At 66.2% G+C, this 19,733-nt stretch carries 14 protein-coding genes; 4 read left to right on the plus strand and 10 right to left on the minus strand.

What is annotated here, in order from left to right; translation table 11 throughout:
- Positions 1-13: 13 nt before the first annotated feature.
- A complete protein-coding gene (locus PUN71_RS18595; protein WP_277799591.1) occupies positions 14-328 on the minus strand; it encodes a hypothetical protein in 315 nt (104 codons plus the stop codon).
- 321 nt (positions 329-649) lie between these two features.
- Here PUN71_RS18595 and PUN71_RS18600 point away from each other — a divergent pair, with 321 nt between their 5' ends.
- The 3 genes from PUN71_RS18600 to PUN71_RS18610 all read left to right on the plus strand — a co-directional run bounded on the left by PUN71_RS18600 (position 650) and on the right by PUN71_RS18610 (position 4,835).
- Positions 650-1,756: an S-(hydroxymethyl)mycothiol dehydrogenase gene (locus tag PUN71_RS18600; protein ID WP_277799592.1), complete on the plus strand. Its 1,107-nt coding sequence runs from the start codon at positions 650-652 to the stop codon at positions 1,754-1,756.
- A complete protein-coding gene (locus PUN71_RS18605) occupies positions 1,753-2,373 on the plus strand; it encodes an MBL fold metallo-hydrolase (protein WP_277799593.1) in 621 nt (206 codons plus the stop codon). The genes PUN71_RS18600 and PUN71_RS18605 overlap by 4 nt, the downstream gene beginning before the upstream one ends.
- 107 nt (positions 2,374-2,480) lie before the next feature.
- On the plus strand, positions 2,481-4,835 hold the full coding sequence (locus PUN71_RS18610; protein WP_277799594.1) for an FdhF/YdeP family oxidoreductase: 2,355 nt from the start codon (positions 2,481-2,483) through the stop codon (positions 4,833-4,835).
- 113 nt (positions 4,836-4,948) lie between these two features.
- Here the strand turns inward: PUN71_RS18610 and PUN71_RS18615 are convergent, their stop codons facing one another.
- From PUN71_RS18615 to purU, 9 genes are all read right to left on the minus strand, one after another.
- Positions 4,949-6,415: an HNH endonuclease signature motif containing protein gene (locus PUN71_RS18615; RefSeq protein WP_277799595.1), complete on the minus strand. Its 1,467-nt coding sequence runs from the start codon at positions 6,413-6,415 to the stop codon at positions 4,949-4,951.
- Positions 6,416-6,544: 129 nt separating this feature from the next.
- Positions 6,545-9,052, minus strand: a complete 2,508-nt coding sequence (locus PUN71_RS18620; RefSeq protein WP_277799596.1) for a GcvT family protein — start codon at positions 9,050-9,052, stop codon at positions 6,545-6,547.
- 559 nt (positions 9,053-9,611) lie between these two features.
- The gene (locus tag PUN71_RS18625) at positions 9,612-11,084 is read right to left on the minus strand and encodes an MFS transporter (protein WP_277799598.1); all 1,473 of its coding nucleotides are present in this window, start codon (positions 11,082-11,084) and stop codon (positions 9,612-9,614) included.
- Between the two features lie 388 nt (positions 11,085-11,472).
- Positions 11,473-12,342: a formate dehydrogenase accessory sulfurtransferase FdhD gene (gene fdhD, locus PUN71_RS18630; protein WP_277799599.1), complete on the minus strand. Its 870-nt coding sequence runs from the start codon at positions 12,340-12,342 to the stop codon at positions 11,473-11,475.
- Positions 12,330-13,670, minus strand: coding sequence for a molybdopterin molybdotransferase MoeA (locus PUN71_RS18635; protein ID WP_277799600.1), 1,341 nt, complete (start codon positions 13,668-13,670; stop codon positions 12,330-12,332). Before PUN71_RS18635 ends, fdhD begins: the two co-directional genes overlap by 13 nt.
- Before the next feature lie 174 nt (positions 13,671-13,844).
- Complete coding sequence (locus PUN71_RS18640) at positions 13,845-14,750, minus strand: bifunctional 5,10-methylenetetrahydrofolate dehydrogenase/5,10-methenyltetrahydrofolate cyclohydrolase (protein ID WP_277799601.1); 906 nt, start codon at positions 14,748-14,750, stop codon at positions 13,845-13,847.
- The gene (locus PUN71_RS18645) at positions 14,747-15,373 is read right to left on the minus strand and encodes a cyclodeaminase/cyclohydrolase family protein (RefSeq protein WP_043455642.1); all 627 of its coding nucleotides are present in this window, start codon (positions 15,371-15,373) and stop codon (positions 14,747-14,749) included. The genes PUN71_RS18640 and PUN71_RS18645 overlap by 4 nt, the downstream gene beginning before the upstream one ends.
- A gap of 4 nt (positions 15,374-15,377) precedes the next feature.
- Positions 15,378-17,870 carry a GcvT family protein gene (locus PUN71_RS18650; RefSeq protein ID WP_277799602.1) on the minus strand — a complete coding sequence of 831 codons (2,493 nt, stop codon included), beginning with the start codon at positions 17,868-17,870 and terminating at the stop codon, positions 15,378-15,380.
- A 50-nt stretch (positions 17,871-17,920) separates the two neighbouring features.
- Positions 17,921-18,826 carry a formyltetrahydrofolate deformylase gene (gene purU, locus PUN71_RS18655; RefSeq protein ID WP_277799603.1) on the minus strand — a complete coding sequence of 302 codons (906 nt, stop codon included), beginning with the start codon at positions 18,824-18,826 and terminating at the stop codon, positions 17,921-17,923.
- Positions 18,827-18,951: 125 nt separating this feature from the next.
- Between purU and PUN71_RS18660 the strand changes: the two genes are divergently transcribed.
- Positions 18,952-19,632: a GntR family transcriptional regulator gene (locus PUN71_RS18660; RefSeq protein ID WP_043455634.1), complete on the plus strand. Its 681-nt coding sequence runs from the start codon at positions 18,952-18,954 to the stop codon at positions 19,630-19,632.
- Positions 19,633-19,733 lie beyond the last annotated feature (101 nt).

Genomic DNA, 19,733 nt, shown 5'->3' on the forward strand with positions numbered 1-19,733 from the left:
GCTTTGTGACCAGCTAGGGCTGGGGGTCGGTGTCCGGTTCAGAGTCGGGGACGGCCTCAACGGTGGCCCGTTCCTGGCGCTTGACGCTGCGGCGGTCCAGGACCAGGGCCAGCGCTGCGCCCAGGATGGCGCCGGCGGCGGCGAACATGACAAGGAAGAAGCCGAAGACCGCGCCCGGGTCGAAGGTGGCGTCGCCCGGCACTGCATAGGCCACCACCGCGGCGGCAACGACGCCCACCAGGCCGCCCAGAATCAGGAAGGGAAGATACTTGGGGGCGCGCCGGACGGTCACTTCCCGCCGCTCGACGGGATGTTCTTCAAAAGACATGACATCCAGCCTACTGCCCTGGTTTTTGCGGACATAACGGGGCAATGTGACGGAGATGGACAGTCTTCCCCCCGCGGAAGCGCGCTGCTGGGGGTACGGGATACACCTCGCCCGACTGCCCTGCAACTGATATATCTATTGACACGAAGTGTGGCCGCTGACATATTGCTACGTAGCGCTATGTGCAATCTGTTGTGTAATACGCAATTGAACGGGAATAGTCGGGTCCAGGGCTGCTTCCTCGGCCAGGCGCGTCAGCTAGATTGGCACACGTCGCCGACTTACCGGACTGCCAAGGTCCAGGAGAGGAACACAAGAACCATGGTGCATAAAGTTCAAGCTGTCGTTGTCCGGGAGAAGAACGCTCCGGTGTCGTTGGAGACGATCCTGGTGCCGGATCCGGGGCCGGGGGAGGCGCTGGTGGACATCCTGACCTGCGGTGTCTGCCACACGGACCTGCATTACAAGCAGGGCGGCATCGGCGATGACTTCCCGTACCTGCTGGGTCATGAGGCCACGGGTGTTGTGAGCGCCGTTGGTCCCGACGTGACGTCCGTGGCGCCCGGGGACAGGGTGATCCTGAACTGGCGTGCGGTCTGTGGCGAGTGCCGGGCGTGTGCCAAGGGCCAGCCGCAGTACTGCTTCAATACGCACAACGCCACGCAGAAGATGACGCTTGAGGACGGCACGGAGCTTTCGCCGGCGCTGGGCATCGGTGCCTTCGCTGAGAAGACCCTGGTTGCTGCCGGGCAGTGCACCAAGGTGGACCCGGACGTTGATGCTGCCGCGGTGGGGCTGTTGGGCTGCGGCATCATGGCCGGCATCGGTGCCGCGATCAACACCGGCGAGGTCAAGCGCGGCGAGTCCGTGGCAGTGATCGGCTGCGGCGGTGTGGGCATCGCCGCGATCGCCGGCGCCAGGCTGGCGGGCGCGACGACGATCATCGCCGTGGACATCGACGACAACAAGATCGGCATGGCCACGTCCCTCGGTGCCACCCACGGCGTGAACTCCCGGCAGGAGGACGCCGTGGAGGCCATCCGCGCCCTCACCGGAGGCCACGGAGCGGACGTGGTGATTGACGCCGTCGGCCGTCCCGAAACGTACAAGCAGGCCTTCTATGCCCGCGACCTTGCCGGCCGCGTGGTCCTGGTCGGCGTCCCGACGCCGGAAATGACACTTGAACTGCCGCTGCTGGACGTCTTTGGCCGCGGCGGGTCGCTGAAGTCCTCCTGGTACGGCGACTGCCTGCCCTCCCGCGACTTCCCCATGCTCGTCTCGCACTACAAGCAGGGCAACCTGGACCTGGACGCGTTCGTCTCCGAGCGCATCAGCATCGACCAGGTGGAAGAAGCCTTCGGCAAGATGCACGAGGGCAAAGTGCTGCGCTCCGTCGTCGAAGTCCAGCCGGCAGGGTCTGCCGCATGAGCGTCACCATCGAGAACCTGGTCACCTCGGGCACGTTCTCGCTCGACGGCGGCACCTGGGACGTGGACAACAACGTCTGGATCGTAGGCAACGACGAGGAATGCCTCATCATCGACGCACCCCACGACGCCGCCGCGATCATCAACCAGGTCCGCAGCCGGAAGGTCAAGGCCATCCTGCTCACCCACGCGCACAACGACCACATCGGCGCCGCCCGCGAAGTCGCCGACGCCCTCGGCGCCCCCATCTACCTGAACGCCGAGGACCTGGTGCTGTGGGAGCAGGTCTACCCCGACGCCAAACCGGACCGCTACCACTCCGATGGCGACGAGTTCCAGGTGGGCGGGGCAACGCTGAAGGCCATCCACACGCCCGGCCACTCGCCGGGGTCCACCTGCTTCTACCTCGAAAGCGAAGGAACGGTCTTCACCGGGGACACACTGTTCAACGGCGGCCCGGGAGCCACCGGGCGGTCCTACAGCGACTACCCCACCATCCTTGCCTCCATCCGCGAACGCCTCCTGACCCTCCCGGCCCAGACCGTGGTCCGCACCGGCCACGGCGACAACACCACCATCGCCGCGGAACAGGAAACCCTGGCGAAGGTCGCGCAGTAACCAGCGGCATATACAGAGAGTTACGTGCCGGAGGAAGGCGCGCCGGGAAGCCCTGGCGCGCCTTTCCTGCAGATTGAAGAATCCATGCCCGTAAGGAAGTTGGAACGATGAAGTTCGGTAAGCAGCCCGCCCCTGTCGCGGATATTAATGAGGACAACCTTGAAGTCCACAAGCCCAAGACCGAGGCCGCCGGCGTCAAGGCGGTCATGGTGGCGCTGGAACGCGCGGTGGCGCAGGCCGGGGTGGCCCGCACCGCGCAGTCGCTGCTGCGGCTGAACCAGCGCGGAGGCTTTGACTGCCCGGGCTGTGCGTGGCCGGAATCGGACAAGAAGCGCAAGGCGGCTGAGTTCTGCGAGAACGGCGCCAAGGCAGTGGCCGAGGAGAACACCCTGCGCACGGTGGGAGCCGAGTTCTGGGCCAAGCATTCCATTGCCGAGCTTTCCACCAAGACCGAGTATTGGCTGGGCAACCAGGGCAGGCTGTCCGAGCCGGTGGTCATCCGGGAGGGCGAGACGCACTACTCGCCGATCTCCTGGGCAGACGCGTTCGAGTTGATCGGTGAGCATATCCGCGCCAGCACCCCTGACCGCTGTGTCTTCTACACCTCCGGGCGCACCGCGAATGAAACGGCGTTCCTGTACCAGCTGTTCGCCCGGTCGATCGGGACGAACAACCTGCCGGACTGCTCCAACATGTGCCACGAGTCCTCCGGCTCGGCACTGAACCCGACGATCGGCATTGGCAAGGGCACGGTGTCCCTGGATGACATCCACGACGCCGAACTGATCTTCGTCGTCGGCCAGAACCCGGGCACCAACCACCCCCGCATGCTGTCGGCGCTGAAGGAGTGCAAGGACAAGGGCGGCAAGGTGGTGGCCGTGAACCCGCTGCCCGAGGCCGGCCTGTTCAACTTCAAGGACCCGCAGACGGTCTCCGGCGTGGTGGGTGGCGGCACGCCCTTGGCCGACGAATACCTGCAGATCAAGGTCGGCGGCGACCTGGCACTGTTCCAGGCGCTGGGCCACCTGCTCCTGCAGGCCGAAGAGCAAAACCCGGGGACCGTCGTCGACCATTCCTTCATCGCCGCGCAGACGGACGGCTTCGACGCCTACCGTGAAGCCCGCCGCAGCCTGGACTGGGACGAGACGGAAAAGGCCACCGGCCTGGACCGTGCCCAGATCGAGAAGGTCGCCGGGATGCTGGTGGCGTCGAAGGCCTCTATTTTCTGCTGGGCGCTGGGCGTGACGCAGCAGCCGCACTCGGTGGACACCATCAAGGAAATGGTCAACGTCCTGCTGCTGCAGGGCAACTTCGGCAAGCCCGGCGCCGGTGCCTGCCCCGTCCGCGGCCACTCCAATGTCCAGGGCGACCGGACCATGGGCATCTGGGAGAAGCCCAGCGAAAAGCTCCTCTCTGCCATCGACGCTGAGTTCGGGATCACGTCCCCGCGGCATCACGGCTACGACGCCGTGGAATCGATGGAAGCCTTCGAACGCGATGAGGTGGACGTGTTCGTGTCCATGGGCGGCAATTTCTCCCTCGCTTGCTCGGACACCGAGGCCCTGGAAGCCGGGATGCAGCGGATCGGGCTGACCGTGCATATTTCCACCAAGCCCAACCGCTCGCACATTGTGCACGGCCGCACTTCGCTGATCCTTCCCACACTGGGCCGGACGGACAAGGACGACAAGCACCCCAAGGGTGCGCAGTTCCTCTCCGTGGAGGACTCCATGTCCGTGGTCCACTCCACGCAGGGGCGCCTCACCCCGGTCTCGGAGCATCTGCTCGCCGAGCCCGTGATCGTGGCCCGGATGGCCGAGGCGACGTTCGGCCCGGACCACTCGGTGGACTGGCGGGCCATGGCCGAGGATTACGACGTGATCCGCGACCACATCGCCCGCGTGCTGCCCGGCTTTGAGGACTTCAACACCCGCGTCCGGACCAAGAACGGCTTCGTGCTGCCGAACCCGCCGCGCGACACCCGGTCCTTCGCCACCGACATCGGCCGGGGCCGGTTCACGGTCAGCCCGCTGGAGTACCTCACCCCGCCGCCCGGGCACCTGGTGCTGCAGACCATCCGCAGCCACGACCAGTACAACACCACCTATTACGGCCTGGACGACCGCTACCGCGGCATCTCCGGCGGCCGCCGCGTGATCCTGATCCACCCCGATGACCTCGCCGAATCCGGCTTCCAGGACCGGGAACTCGTGGACGTGGTCAGCACCTTCCACGGTGTGGACCGACGCGCGGACAAGTTCCGCCTGGTGGCCTACCCCACGGCCAGGGGCTGCGCCGCCGCCTACTTCCCCGAGGCCAACGCACTGGTGCACAAGGAAAACGTGGCCCGCGTGTCCAACACCCCCGGATTCAAAGCCATGTTCGTCCGCTTCGAACCACACAAAGGCGAGGCAGCGGTGTCCGAAGAGTCTGCAGGGGAGCTGGCAGGAACGCCCGCCTAGCCGCGCGAACCCCACCCCTCAACCAGAAGGCCCGCGACGGCGGCACACCGGCCCGCGACGGCGGCACACCGGCCAGCCCGGGTGCCGCCGTTGGCGTCGGGACGGTGCAGTTGTCATGCCGGGGCGTGCAGGAACCGCTCCAAGGCATCCTCCCAAGGGGACCCGCGGTGGCGGACGATGTCAACGGCGCCCGGCCTTACCCCCTTCGGCCAGCGTGGTGGTTCCCAGTCCTGGTGTTCGCTGGGGTAGTGCCGGCCGATGGGTGAGGTCCAGCCGGGTGGTTCGTTTTTGGTTGCGGGGGTGGGTGTCCAGCCGGTGGTGTGGCGTAGTTTGTGGTGTTTTGGGCAGGGTTGTCCCAGGTTGCTGATTCCGGTGGTGCCGCCGTTGGCCCAGGCGAGGAGGTGGTCGGCCTCGTTGTCGAGGGAGTGGTTGCTGCAGCCGGGGAACGGGCACTTGGCGTCGCGCATCCTTAGCCAGGCCCGCATGGCTTTCGTGAGGCGGTAGCTGGTCCTGCCGATCTCCAGCGGCGCCCCGTCCCGCGGGTCCACCAACACCCGGTGGAACGAGCCAGCTCCGTTTGCGATTAGTTCCCTCGCCATGGACGGCGGGACGGGCCCGTACCCGTCCAGCATCGCCGGTTCATCGGCCAGGCCCAGCAACGAGAACACGGGAACCGTGACCAGGACATGGGCCCTTATTGATGTCGGCGGGACATCTGTTTCTTCAACACTGCCCGCCGGGGTACCTCTGGCGTACGTGCGGTCTGATGTGCCGCTGCCCAGGACAGTGGCAGCAAACAGGTCCGCGCGGAGTTGGGTCAGGGTCCGGCGCTCGTCCGTGCCCTGCAGGGCACGGGCGACGCCGGTGAGCCGGTTCCAGCCCGCCACCGCCTGGTCCGCGGGCAGGCACGCGCTAAGCCAGGCCATCCCGTCCCGGTCCGGCCGGAACTCCACCCGCCGCTCCACCACCCCCTGGGCGTGCCGCTTCTCAATCGACTCCGCATGGTGGCGTTCCCGCCATGTCCGCGCCTTGACCCGGAACCGGTGCGCCGGCAACTCCCCCGCCGGGCACCCCCGCGCACCATCCGGTACATCGGGGTCCAGGAAATGCGCTTCCAACGCCGCAGCCCCCGCGGCATCAAGACACGCTGTCTCGTCCGCCATCACCACCGCGTGCTGCCATGAGATCGTCCCGGCCTGCAAAGCCTCCAAGGTCCGTGGCAATGAGGAAACAACGGCGTGCGAGGTGGCCAGGAACGACCCCGCCGCCCGCGGCCCCAACGCCAAAACGCACCCGATCTCGGCGGCGACCGCCATCTCCTGCGCCACCACCGGCGTGTCCGGTCCCGCCACGGCACAAGCAGCCTCCGTGTACGTCACCGCCGCCTTCGCCTTCAACGCCGCGAACCCGGCCTCCACCTCCCGCGCACCAGCCAGAATCTCCAGGCAACCATCCGCCAAACCACCGAGAGGGTCAGCCACAGAAAACGGCACCAACCCGGCCCCATCCAGCTCAGCATTCAGCACCGCAAGGGCCGCCCGGATCTCCCTGAACGCCTTCACCACCGCCGCTGTCCCCATAAACACATCATGACAAGGGGGTACGACATTCAGAGTGGACCGCAGGAGCGGGCACGAAAAAGGTGGTTGGGCCTGCCGGTCTCAAGCAGGCCCAACCACCAGATTTCGACGGCTCAACCGCCGGGCCGGTCAGCCGCGGAGGCGTTCCATCCCCGGATCGAAGAGCGGCTCGGCGGTGACGGTGGCGGCAACGCGCCGGCCGAAGTACTCGATCTCCACGGCGTCCCCTTCGGATACCGACGATGGCAGCCAGGCGTAGGCGATGGGCTTGCCGATGGTGAATCCGTACGCCGCGCTCGTGACGTAACCAGCGGCTTCCCCGGCCACGTACACCGGTTCCTTGCCCAGCACTACGGACGTGCCGTCGTCGACCGTCAGGCAGCGCAGGATCTTCGCCGCCGGCTGTTCGCGGAGCGACGCCAGGGCCTCGGCACCAACAAAGCCGGTCTTGTCCTTGGCCACCGAGAAGCCCAGACCGGCCTGGTAAGGGTGGTGCTCGGACGTCATGTCCGTGCCCCAGAGCCGGTAGCCCTTCTCAAGGCGCATGCTGTTGAAGGCGCCACGGCCGGCGGCGATAATGCCGTGCTCCTGGCCTGCCTCGAACAGCAGGTCCCAGAGCTTGAGCCCGTATTCGGCCGTGGTGTAGAGCTCCCAGCCGAGCTCGCCCACGTAGGAGAGCCGCATGGCCGTGACGGGGATGCCCCCAACGGAAATCTGCTTGGTGCGGAAGTACTTCAGGCCGTCGTTGCTGAGGTCGTCCGTGCTGACCTTTCCGATGACCTCGCGGGCCAGCGGACCCCAGAGCCCGATGCAGCAGGTGCTGCCCGTGATGTCGGTGACGTGGACCCACTGGGCAGGGTCGGCGGCCGACTGCTTCCGGGCTTCCACCCGGAGGTAGTCGAAGTCGACGTTGCTGTTGACGCCGAGCTGGAACTCCTCGTCGGCAAGCCTGGCCACCGTCACATCGCTGCGGATGCCGCCGTCGTCCGCGAGCAGCAGGCAGTAGGTCACCGCGCCCGGCTTTTTGGCGATGTTACCCGTGCTGAGCCGGTGCAGGAGCGCCTGGGCGCCGGGGCCGGCGACGGAGAGGCGCTTCAGCGGCGTCATGTCGAAAAGTCCGACGGCGGTGCGCGTCTTCCACGCTTCGGCGGCGGAAATGGGGGAGTGGAACATGGCGGACCAGTCGTCGCGTTCCGGGGTCCGCCATTCGGCGGGAAGTTCCTCGAGGAGTCCGCGGTTGGCCTCGAACCAGTGCGGGCGTTCCCAGGCGGCAGACTCCAGGAAGAAGGCACCGAGTTCCTTCTGGCGGACGTTGAACGGGCTGACGCGCAGGTCGCGCGGGGATTCCCGTGGCTGCAGCGGGTGCATGACGTCGTAGATCTCCACGAAGTTCTGCTGCGACGTTTCGCTGACGTAGGCGTCGGAGGTCTGCACCTTCTCGAAACGGGTCAGCTCGCAGCCGTGCAGGTCGGTCTGCGGCTGACCGTCGATGATCAACTCTGCCATTGCCTTGGCAACGCCTGCCGAGTGCGTGACCCAGACGGCCTCGGCCACGAAGAAGCCGTCGAGGTCCGGCGCCTCGCCCATCAGCGGGCCGCCGTCGGGGGTGAAGGAGAAGATGCCGTTGAAGCCATCCTGGATCCCGGTGCGGCGCAGTGCCGGCAGCAGGTCCTGGCTGTCCTCCCAGGCGGGCACGAAGTCTTCAAGGGTGAAGTCCAGGCGGGAGGGCATGCGGTGGTCGGACATCTCCCCGGCAGGGACCTTCGGCAGCGCCGACATGTCCACGGGCATCGGCCGGTGCGCGTAGCTGCCGATGCCGATGCGGTCGCCCCACTCGCGGTAGTACAGGTCCTTGTCCTGGTAGCGCAGGATGGGCTTGCTGGCGCCCTTTGGCAGTTCGTTGACGCCCTCGAGTTCGGCGAGGGGGGTGGTGACCACGTACTGGTGGGCGAGCGGCAGCAGCGGTACCTCCAGGCCCACCATCCTGCCCAGCTCACGGCCCCAGAATCCTGCGCAGGACACCACGATGTCTGCGGGGATCAGTCCTGAGGAGGTCTCGACGCCGGTGACCTTGCCGCCCTCCTGGGCGATGCCGGTGACGGTGGTGGAGCCGCGGTAGGTCACGCCCCGTTCGCGCGTGCGCTCGATCAGCAGCTGTACGGCGCGGGCGGCGAGGGCGAGGCCGTCGGTGGGGATCAGCAGGCCGCCCAGGACCTCCCGGCCACCGCTGAGCTTGCCCGTGTTCAGCAACGGATAGATCTTTTCGCATTCGTCCGCGTCAACGATCCGGCTCTCGACGCCCCAGGAGGTCATCACGCCCATTTTGCGCTTGAGGTCCGCCAAGCGCTCCGGAGTGGTTGCCAGTTCCAGGCCGCCCACCTGGTTGAAGCAGGACTGGCCGTCCTTGCTGAGGGCCAGCAGTTTGTTGACGGTATAGGTTGCGAATTCCGTCATGGTCCTGGACGGGTTGTTCTGGAACACCAGGCCCGGGGCGTGCGACGTGGAGCCGCCTGCGAGTTCCAGCGGGCCCTGCTCGACGACGGTGATGTCGGTCCAGCCGCGGCTTGCCAGTTCGTCGGCGAGGTTGGTGCCGACGATGCCGGCTCCGATGATGACGACGCGGGGTGATGCGCTCATAATTCGTGGTTCTCCTGGTTTGGTGCTGGGCTCCGGCGGTCCGGAAGGTTCTGGGCTAGGCGTGTCCGTCCACGGTCAGGCCCGGCGGGAGGCGGGATGCGTCGGTGGATTCGTTGACCAAAGTTCCCCGACCTTGGTACCGGACACCGGCATGACCCTGGGAGATGTTGAGCCGCAGGGCTCCAGTTGGTGCCGGTTCGCTGAGCGGGCAGGCCTGGTGCATTCGGAGTACCTCAGGTTTTCCGGGTTTGCGTTACATTGACAGCGACGCTTCGCTATCAGCAACGCGCATCACTATATGCAACAGGGTGTCGCAGCTCACATGAGATGTCAAGGCTTCGCTCCTTTTGTTGCAAGGTGCTGCAGCCCTGTGTCGGAATACAGAAAAGAGGCCTCCGCCGCTGTAGCGGCGAAGGCCTCTTTTGGGTCGGATCCGGTCACCTGTGCCGTGTGGCCGGGTGGTGCCAAGGGCGGCAGCCACACCATGAATTTGCCAACCGGCAATAATTCGTCCGAGGGCCTTGGCTCTCTGGCTCGAAGTGACCGTCCAGTCCCGGCGTCAGTGGGAAATATTTGTTGAAATCTCGGCCAGGGTGCGCCCCTTCGTCTCAGGCGCGAGCCATTGCGAGAGGACGGCGCCGAGCAATGCGACGACGGCGGCTACGACCATGCTTGGGCCCATGCCGATGTTGCTGATCGCCCACGGCAGGGCGAAGGTGCCGAGTGCGGCGCCGATGCGGCTGAAGGCCGCGGCAAAGCCCATGCCGATGCCGCGCAAGTGTCCGGGGAATACTTCAGCCGGATAGACCTGGGTCAACGTGGTGTAGCCGGCATTGAAGAAGGAGAAGGCGAGGAACAGTGCGAGCACGAGGATCGCCGGTGCGTCTGCCCAGACTCCGATGACCAGCAGGATGCCTGCGCAGAGCCACTGTCCGGGCACCGTGAGGATTCGGCGGCCCAGCTTGTCGATCAGAAGCACGGTGGTGACCACGCCCGCGGCTGCCAGGGCGGACAGGCCGACTCCACCGCCCCAGCCGCCGCCGAAGCCGAATTGGCTGAGCACGTCATCGGCGAAGGTCGCAATTGCGAAGTACGGAGTGACCGCGCAGAACCAAAAACCCGCGGTGAAGAGGGTGGTGCGCCAGTGCTGCTTCGAGAACAGCATTCCGAAGGAGGCGTTCTTGATTTTGGTCCGGCTCTTCGCGGCCTCGGCCTCCTGGACCATCCTCAGATCGATCTCCTCGGTGATGCTCTTGTGCATCTGTGGCGATTCGACGTACTTGTGCGCGATGGCAAGTGCTTCCTCGCGCCGTCCCTTCGTAATGAGCCAGCTCGGTGATTCGGGGAGCCCGAGGCGGGCGACGAACAGAATGAATGCGAGTATCGTGCTCGTGCCGATGACGACGCGCCATGGGGTTCCGGCGTCGTGCAGGAGCGTGCCAATGATGAAGGCCATCATGAAACCGACGTACCAGGCGATCAGGGTCAGGCCGAGCAGTCGCCCGCGCAGTTTTGGCGGGGAGAACTCGGACAGCAACGGGCCGCCGATGGAGTACTCGCCGCCGATCGCGACGCCCATCATGAAACGGATGATGGCCAGCTGGATGATGGCTCCGTCTCCGGTGGTTACGAAGAACTGGGCTGCTGAGGCGATCAGGAACAGGCCCATGTCCACGAGGAACATGGGCTTGCGTCCAAACTTGTCAGTAGCCCAGCCGGCCAGCGGGGAGCCGACGAAGATGCCGGCCAACGGGCCTGCAGCGATCATGCCCAGGGATAGGGCGTCGAGCTGGAGATCTGACCGCATCGGTCCAGTGACGGGGCCGATGATTCCGAGGATGTAGCCGTCGAGGAACATTCCGCCGATGAAGACGGCGACAAGCCGCACCATGAAGCGGCGTTTGAACTTGGAGCTGGTCTCATTGCCAGCCGGTATGGCCGCGCCGGACTCAAGGGATGTTTTTGGCACGGTCCCCAAGTTCCGGCGCTCCGCACTGCTTTGATCGATGGTGCTGCCACCTTTGGTTGTCATAAACAGTTTCCTTTAGTGATTTAACGCCGCCACGTGGACAGTGGCAACGTTGTGCGGCCAATGCGGGAGCGGGGGCTCCCCTCTGGATCGGCCAGCATGAATTCGTTCGTCTGTTTTGGGAACCATCACTGCGCGGAGCCCGGGGACGGGAGTGCAAATGTCCGGAGGAACTCGTTCCGTGATGATCAACAACGTTCGCCTTATGCAACAAAAGAGTGCTCCAGCTCACATCCAAAGTCAAGAGTGTGTCCTGTGAAAGTCGAAGTATGTAGCGTCCTTGCTTAGTGCTTGCGGGCATGCCGAAGGCCCTACCCGGTGGGATAGGGAGACCGGCCAGGTGGGTCGTCCCGAGTGCCTGGCGACGGGGTGGGCAGGGCAAAGCTGTGCGTCAGGCCGGGATGGGGACCCCCTGGCCTGGCCGGACCAGCCGGTCCCGGCCGCTGTAGACGTTCAGGCTGGTCCCGCGATTGAAACCCACCAGTGTCAGGCCGGTTTCGGCTGCGAGGTCGGCCGCCAGGCTTGACGGAGCGCTGACTGCGGAGAGGACCGGAATCCCGGCCAGGGCGGCCTTCTGGACAAGCTCGAACGAGGCCCTGCCCGAGACCTGCAGGACGGTGCCGCGCAGCGGCAGCAGGCCCTCCCGCAGCGCCCAGCCCACTACCTTGTCCACCGCGTTGTGCCGCCCCACATCCTCGCGCAGGCACAGCAGCTCCGGTCTGCCCGTGTCCACCCGGAACAGGCCGGCAGCGTGCACGCCCCCGGTCCGGTCGAACACCGCCTGGGCCTCCCGCAGCCGTTCGGGGAGCGCGGCAAGCACATCCAGGGGTATCTGGACGGGATCCCGGGATGGGTCGAAGTGCTGGGTCTTCCGGACGGCGTCAATGGATTCGGTGCCGCAGATGCCGCAGGAACTTGAGGTGTACACGTTCCGTTTGGTGTCCGGCAGTGCCACGTCGGGGCGGAGCTGGGCATCGACGACATTAAACGTCTGCTCGCCGTCCCTGGTACCGGCGCAGAAGCGCAGGGAAACCAACTCCGATGCGTGACGGACCACCCCTTCAGAGACGAGGAACCCCGCAACAAGGTCGAAGTCATCGCCTGGCGTCCGCATTGTCACAGCGAAGGAGTTGCCGTTGAGGCGGATTTCAAGGGGCTCTTCCGCGGCGAGCACGTCCTCCTTGAAGCGGACGGGATATTCAGTGCCGGTGTCGTCAAGACGGAAGCGGTGGATCTTCCGGCGCTGGGTCATGCGTGCCATGCGGTGTTCCGTCCTTGCATGCCGGGTGTCCCTGCGGTTTCTGGCTGTGCTGCCCAGGGAAGCGGGAGGACGGGAACCGGTTCCCCCGAGTCAACGCCCTGGGGAGGAACGGCCATGACCGCGTCTGCCCAGGCAAGCCCGCGCATCATGCCGGGCCCGGTGTGTTCGACCGGAAATGCAAGGCCGGACAGGAACCGGCAGGGGATCAGGCGTGTCCTCCCCGCGTCCCCGTCGACGTCGCAGCCGGACATCACGAGGTGCATCGGAGGCAGCTGCGCGCCTCCCAGCGAGGCCATCAGGGGTGCGCCCAGGGTGAGGAGTGCCATCATGGCCGCCAGGGGATTGCCCGGCAGGCCAATCACGAACCGGCCGCCCGGAAGCACAGCGAGCACTGCCGGATGACCAGGCCGCATCGCGATGCCGTCCACGAGCAGCCGTCCGCCCAGGGCGTCGATGGCGGCGCGGAAATGGTCCGTGCCGGATTTCCCGGTGCCGCCGGTGGTGATGATGACATCAGGGTGCCCGCCGGAGGGCATCCCCGGGTTTTCCAGGGCATCCAGCCACTCGCCGAACGAATCGCTGATTCGTTGCGGGGCGCTGGCAACACCACCGAGCAGGGAGACCACGCTTCCGAGCTGCGGGCCAAAGGTGTCCCGGACCTCTCCGGGGCCCGGAAGGCCCTGCGTGACCACTTCTGCGCCGGTCAGTACGACGGCGGCGGCGGGCCGGGCGCGGACCTGCACCGAATCGTGCCCTGCCGCCGCGGCCACGGCCACATGTGCTGGATTAAGGACAGTACCGGCAGGAATGAGGACGTCCCCCAACCGGGCTTCCTGCCCGGCGGGGCGGATGTGTTGGCCGCTGCGCGGCTCACCGGCCTTCGCATCGGCACGCAGAGCCAGGACCTGGCTCCCGTTGGGGTCCCGGACAGCCAGGCCGCTTTCCTTGCGGAGGACGGCGTCGGCACCGTGCGGTACCAGGCCGCCGGTGGCAATCACGGCAGCGCTGTTTGCAGGCAGGAATCTGTTGCCTGCAGGCAGGGAGCCGTGCTGGCCGGATCCGGCGAGCAGCCATGGACCTGGCCCGCTAACGGCCCAACCGTCCATTGCGGACGAGGCATAGTGGGGCATGTCCTGGAGTGCTGTGACGTCACGGCACAGTGTGTGGCCAATGGCTTCAACGAGCGGGACTGCCACAGGCGGGAGCGGGCCGGCGGCGCCGAAGGCGAGATGGCGCGCGTCTGACCACGGTATGCACCCCCGTTCCGGGACGCGACCCGGCGCAGCCGTGCTCCTGGAAATGGTGGCTGTCAGTCCATTGGCAGGCATCCGGGCCCCCTCCTTGTTAAGTCACCCGCTTGGTTAGGTCACGGGCATCATGCCGGTTGCGGGGCCCCGTTTTCCGAAAACGGTGCTTCGATGAGGAATACCTCCCCAGGTCTTAGGCCCATCGAAGCACCTTTCACGGAAAACGGGACACCCGTTGGAAACGCTGCGCCCTTCCTAGCCCGCGGCCTCCAGGACCTGGGCTTCCCGGGCCCCTGCCGGCAGCGGCAGGGATGACGCTTGCCGGCGGGCAGCCTCCACGGTGTGAAGGAGCAGCAGCGCAGTGGTCACTGAGCCCACGCCGCCGGGTACCGGCGTGAGCGCCGCTGCCGTCCCGGTGACACTTGCTGCGTCCACGTCACCCACCAGCGAGCCATCGGGAAGGACATTCGTGCCGACGTCGACCACCACGGTTTGCGGGGAGACATCGCTGCCGGCCAGCAGCCCGGCGCGCCCGGCGGCGACCACCACGACGTCGGCCTCTTTCGTGTAGCGTTCCAGCGGGCCCGACCTGGAGTGGCAGACCGTCACAGCCGCGTCCCGTGCCAGCAGCAGGAGGGACAGCGGTTTGCCAACGACGGCGGAACGCCCAACCACCACTACGTTCTTGCCCGCCACGGGGACCTGGTAATGGTCCAGGATTTCGACGACGGAACGCGCGGTCGCGGGCGCAAAGGCCGCCTGCCCCACGGCAAGGCGTCCGAGGCTCAGCGGATTGGCGCCGTCAATGTCCTTTTCCGGGGCGATGAGGCCCACCAGGTTGTCGGTCCGGACACCGGGCGGCAGCGGGGTTTGCAGGATGATGCCGTTCACGGACGGTTCGGCACTCAGGTCCCGCAGGACGCTGGCCAGCACCGGCTCCGTTGCATCATGCCCCAGGTCGATGATGCGGCAGCCCACTCCGGCACGCTCCGCTGCCCGTTCAATGGAACGGACGTACCAGCGCGTGGACTCATCGGCCGTTGCCATGACCACGGCCACCATTGGGCGGACGCCCGCCAGTTCAAGCGAGCGGACCTCCTCCTGGACCTCCTTTTGGAACAAAGAGGCCAAAGGCTTTCCGGAAAGTACTGCGGTGCTCACGCCAGGATCCTCTCCCGCACGCGGGCCGAGAGGGCATCAGCCGCCAGGACCACCTTTTCCTCGATGCCGTCCGTCTGCCGGGCAAGCAGCGCGCGTGCGTCCGGGTCCTTGACCGCCACGACATTGATGTCGATGTTGACGCGCGCCGTGGTGGCCGCTGCGCGGGCGGCATCGGCGGCCGCTGCCACGTCGCTGATGACGTTTGCATTGGCAACGTCGAACAGTTCGGTGGCAAGGTCCACGATGTCGCCCGCAACCCTGACGAGCTGGGCAGGGGTCTCTGCAGCCTGGATGAGCGCGGATTGGATCCCGGCAGCGCGCGCGGCCTTGGACTCATCCGTGCCGGACGGAAGCCTGTAGGCGTCGATAACTGCCTGGAACGCCTGTTCGTCCGCGTCGGCCAGGTGCAGTGCTTCGGTGACAAGGCCGTCTGCTGCCTGGGTAATGCGCTGCACCAGGGGTGCGTGCTCTTCGTACTTGGCGCCGGTGGTGTACCGCGCCACCATGGCCACCAGGGCTGCACCCTGGGCCGCGTGCAGGGCGGCGGCGGCCCCGCCACCCGGCGTCGGCTGCTTGGCGGCCAGCCGGGTGAGGTAGCTGCTGACTGTCTCTGAGCTGATCATGGCCTTACCCGCGAAGCCTGGTCATGGTGGGGTCGTACAGCGGGTCCTGGGTGACCGTGGCGACGATCCGGCGCCCGAAGTACTCAATCTCCACGGAGTCGCCGATCGATACTTCGGCGGGCAGGTATGAGTAGGCGATCGGTTTCCGGACCGTATAGCCGTAGGCGGCGCTGGTCACGTAGCCAACTGCCTGGTCCTTGTAGAACACCGGTTCCTTGCCGAGCACCAGGCTGCGGCCGTCGTCGACCGTGAGGCAGCGCAGGCGCCGTGCGGAGTTCTCCTCGGTGCGGCCTTCCAGGGCCGCCTTTCCGACGAAGTTGTCCTTGGCCATCTTCACCGCGAAGCCCAGGCCGGCCTCGAAGGGGTCGTGCTCGGTGGTCATGTCCGTGCCCCAGGAGCGGTAGCCCTTTTCGAGGCGGAGCGAGCTGAACGCGGCCCGCCCGGCCGCAATGATGCCGAACGGCTGGCCGGCCTTCCACAGTGCATCCCAGAGGCGCTGTCCGTTGTCGGCGCTGGTGTACAGTTCCCAACCCAGCTCACCGACGTAGGACAGGCGCATGGCCGTGACGGGGACGCCGCCGATGACGACGTTCTTGGAGCGGAAGTACTTCAGGCCGTCGTTGGAGAAGTCGTCGCTGCTGACCGCGCCGACGACCTCACGGGCGAGCGGGCCCCACAGGCCGATGCAGCAGGTGCCGCCCGTGGTGTCCCTGACCTGCACCCAGTCGCCGGCGGTTCCGCTTTCGGTCTGGTGTCGTGCGGCGCGTTCGAAGTAGGCGGTGTCGATGTTGCCGTTGGCGCCAAGCTGGAAGGTGTCCTCGGACAGGCGGGCCACCGTGATGTCGCTGCGGACCCCGCCGGCGTGGTCAAGCAGCAGCGTGTAGGTAACGGCGCCGGGCTTCTTGTTCAGGTCCGCGGTGGTGAGTTCCTGCAGCAGCTTCAGGGCACCGGGACCGGAGATTTCGAGGCGCTTGAGGGGCGTCATGTCGTACATCGCGACGGCGGTGCGCGTCTTCCATGCCTCGGCCGCGGCGATGGGGGAGCTGAACATCCCGGACCAGGCGTCACGTGCCGGCGGCTGCCACTCGGCCGGCATGTCCTTGAGGAGGTCGGCGTTGGCTTCGAACCAGTACGGGCGTTCCCAGCCGGCGCCTTCGAGGAAGTAGCCGCCAAGCTCCCGGTGCCGTGCGTGGAAGGGGGATACGCGCAGATTGCGCGGGGACAGCTTGGGCTGCAGCGGGTGCAGGACGTCGTAGATCTCCACGAAGTTCTGCTGCGAGGTTTCGCTGACGTACTCGGGAGTCAGCTGCACGTCCTCGAAGCGGTGGATATCGCAGTCGCCCAGGTCGATGGAGGACTTGCCGTCCACCAGGAGTTCGGCGACGGCACGGGCGATGCCGGCGGAGTGGGTGACCCAGACGGCTTCGGCGACGAAGAAGCCGTCCAGTTCCTTGGACTCGCCAACGAGGGACCCGCCGTCGGGGGTGAAGGAGAAGATGCCGTTGAAGCCGTCCTCAATCTCGCTTTCGCGCAGGGCGGGGAGCAGCTGCTTGGTGGCCTCCCAGGCGGGGAGGAAGTCTTCCACCGTGAAATCCAGCCGGGACGGCATGTTGTGTTCGCTGATTTCGTTCGGCTTGAAGGTGCCGAGCTCGTCCAGGTCCACGGGCATCGGCTTGTGGGCGTAGGAGCCGATGCCGTACCGGTCGCCGTGCTCGCGGTAGTAGAGGTCCTGGTCCTGGTGGCGCAGGATGGGCAGCGAGGCGCCGTTGGGCAGCTCGTTCCGTCCCTGTTGGGCAGGGACGGGGGTGGTCTTGACGTACTGGTGGGCCAGCGGGAGCAGCGGAACGGACATGCCGATCATTTCGCCGATCTTCGCACCCCAGAACCCGGCGCAGGAGACCACGATGTCTGCCGGGATCACGCCGTCGGAAGTCTGGACGCCGGTGACGTGGCGGCCGGACTGTTCGATGCCGGTCACCGTGGTGTTGCCCAGGTACTTCACGCCGGCCGCCTCGGTGCGCTTGATGAGCAGCTGCACTGCCCGAGCCGCGCTGGCGAGGCCATCGCTGGGGACGTGCAGGCCGCCCAGGATGTCCTCTTCGTTAATCAGGGGATACAGCTCCTTGCACTCCGCCGGCGAGAGGATCCTGCCGTCGATGCCCCAGGCAGCGGCGTAACCGAGCTTGCGCTTCAGGTCGGCGAGGCGGGTTTCGGTGGTGGCAACTTCCAGCCCGCCAACCTGGTTGAAGCAGCTGGTTCCGTCCTCGGTCAGGGACAGCAGCTTTTCCACGGTGTACTTGGCGAACAGGGCCATGGACTTGGACGGGTTGGTCTGGAAGACCAGTCCCGGGGCGTGGGAGGTGGAGCCTCCGGGCATGTTGAGCGGTCCCTGGTCAAGGACGGTGATGTTGTTCCAGCCCCGCGTGACGAGTTCATCCGCGAGGTTGGTGCCGACGATGCCGGCTCCGATAATGACAATGCGTGGCGACGATTCCAAGGGGGTTTCTCCTGCTGCTGTGCGGTTTGTGCCTGTGTACGCGCCGGCGCTCACCGGAACACCACGGTGCTGGTCTGGTCCAGCAGCACCCGGTGCTGGCAGTGCCAGCGGACGGCGCGGGAGAGCGCCAGCGCCTCGGCATCCTGGCCCACGGTGGACAGTTGCGCCGGGCCATAGGTGTGGTCCACGCGGATGACTTCCTGCTCGATGATCGGACCCTCGTCCAGGTCCGCCGTGACGTAGTGGGCGGTGGCGCCCACCAGCTTGACGCCGCGGTCGTAGGCCTGGTGGTAGGGGCGTGCGCCCTTGAATCCGGGGAGGAACGAGTGGTGGATGTTGATGGCCCGTCCCTCCAGTGCCCGGCAGAGATCGTCCGAGAGCACCTGCATGTAGCGGGCCAGGACCACCAGGTCGGCGTTGTACTCATCCACCAGCTCGAGGAGCCTGCGCTCGGCGTCGGCCTTCGTGTCAGGGGTAACGGGGACGTAGATGAAGGGCAGCCCCGCGGCTTCCGCCATCGCGCGGTGGGTCTCGTGGTTGGAAACGACCGCTACCAGCTCCCCACCCAGGCTGCCGCCGCGCCAGCGGAAGATGAGGTCGTTCAGGCAGTGGCCGAACTTGGAGACCATCACCAGGACGCGCTGCTTGGTCTCGTCATGGAAGCTGAACTTCATGTCGAACCGGCCGGCAATGGCGGCGAACTCATCTTCAAGAATGGCCGGGGTGAAGTCGGGGGAGCCGGAGAACGCGGTCCGCAGGTGCAGGGTCTCACGCAGGCTGTCGTCGAACTGCTGGTGTTCGTCGATGTTGAAGCCCCGTTCAAAGAGGAACGTGGTCACGGCCTGCATAATCCCTGCCTGTTCCCTGCAGGACAGGGTCAGCACGAACTTCTGCGGCTGCTCTTCCTTGAGCGCCGGCAGGGTGGCGGTTGCTGAGGCTGTTTCAATGAGGGTCATGTCCCTCCTCCTTCTAGATATATTCCAAAACATCGGACTGATATATTAGATTGGATGCCAGCGTATACTGGTCCATAGGCGAGGTCAATAGTTTTCTTTCCGGTTTCCGAAGAAGGGGCTCAAGCATGGCAATCGAAGCTTTGGCGGCGGCGGACGACGCCGGCAGGAAGTCGCTGGCGGACGTCGCCTACGAGGGCATCCGGGACTGGCTGCTGACCCTGGAAATCAAGCCCGGCGAACTCCTGAACGATGAGCTCCTTGCCAAGAGCCTGGGCATGGGGCGGACTCCCGTGCGCGAAGCCCTGAAGCGGCTGGAGCTTGACCGGCTGGTGAAGACCTATCCGCGGCGGGGCACCTTCGCCACCAGGGTGGACGTAACAGACCTTTCCTTCATCTCGGAAATCCGGGCCCAGCTCGAACCCCTCGCGGCCGCGCGGGCAGCGCGGGTGGCCTCCCCGGCGGTCCGGGCGGGGCTGCGTGCCACGCTCGAGCAGGTTGAGGCGTTCGACGTCGCCGCCGCCACCGTGACGGAGACGCTGAAGCTGGATGCCCGCGTGCACCAGGGCATCTACGCCGCCGCTGCCAACCCGCATCTGGAGGACATCCTGATCCGGTATGACAACCTGGCAACGCGGATCTGGTGCATGGTGATCGACCGCCTGCCGGATCTGTCGCACCACGTACGCGAACACCTCGATCTGCTCCGCGCTGTGATCGACGGCGACGAGGAGCGGGCTTCGGAACTCGCCAAAGTCCACGTGAGCGGGTTCGAGCACGCGGTACGCGAGGCGCTCTTCAACGCCTAAGCCTCCTGCGCGAGCCACCTGTTGACTCGGGTGTGACCTGCACCATACTCTGGGTCCAGATTGATATATCAATCAAATATCAGCGTTTCTTAGGAACGGCG

It is taken from the genome of Arthrobacter sp. NQ7, from assembly GCF_029581595.2.
In the GTDB taxonomy this organism is placed as follows: Bacteria; Actinomycetota; Actinomycetes; order Actinomycetales; family Micrococcaceae; genus Arthrobacter; species Arthrobacter phenanthrenivorans_B.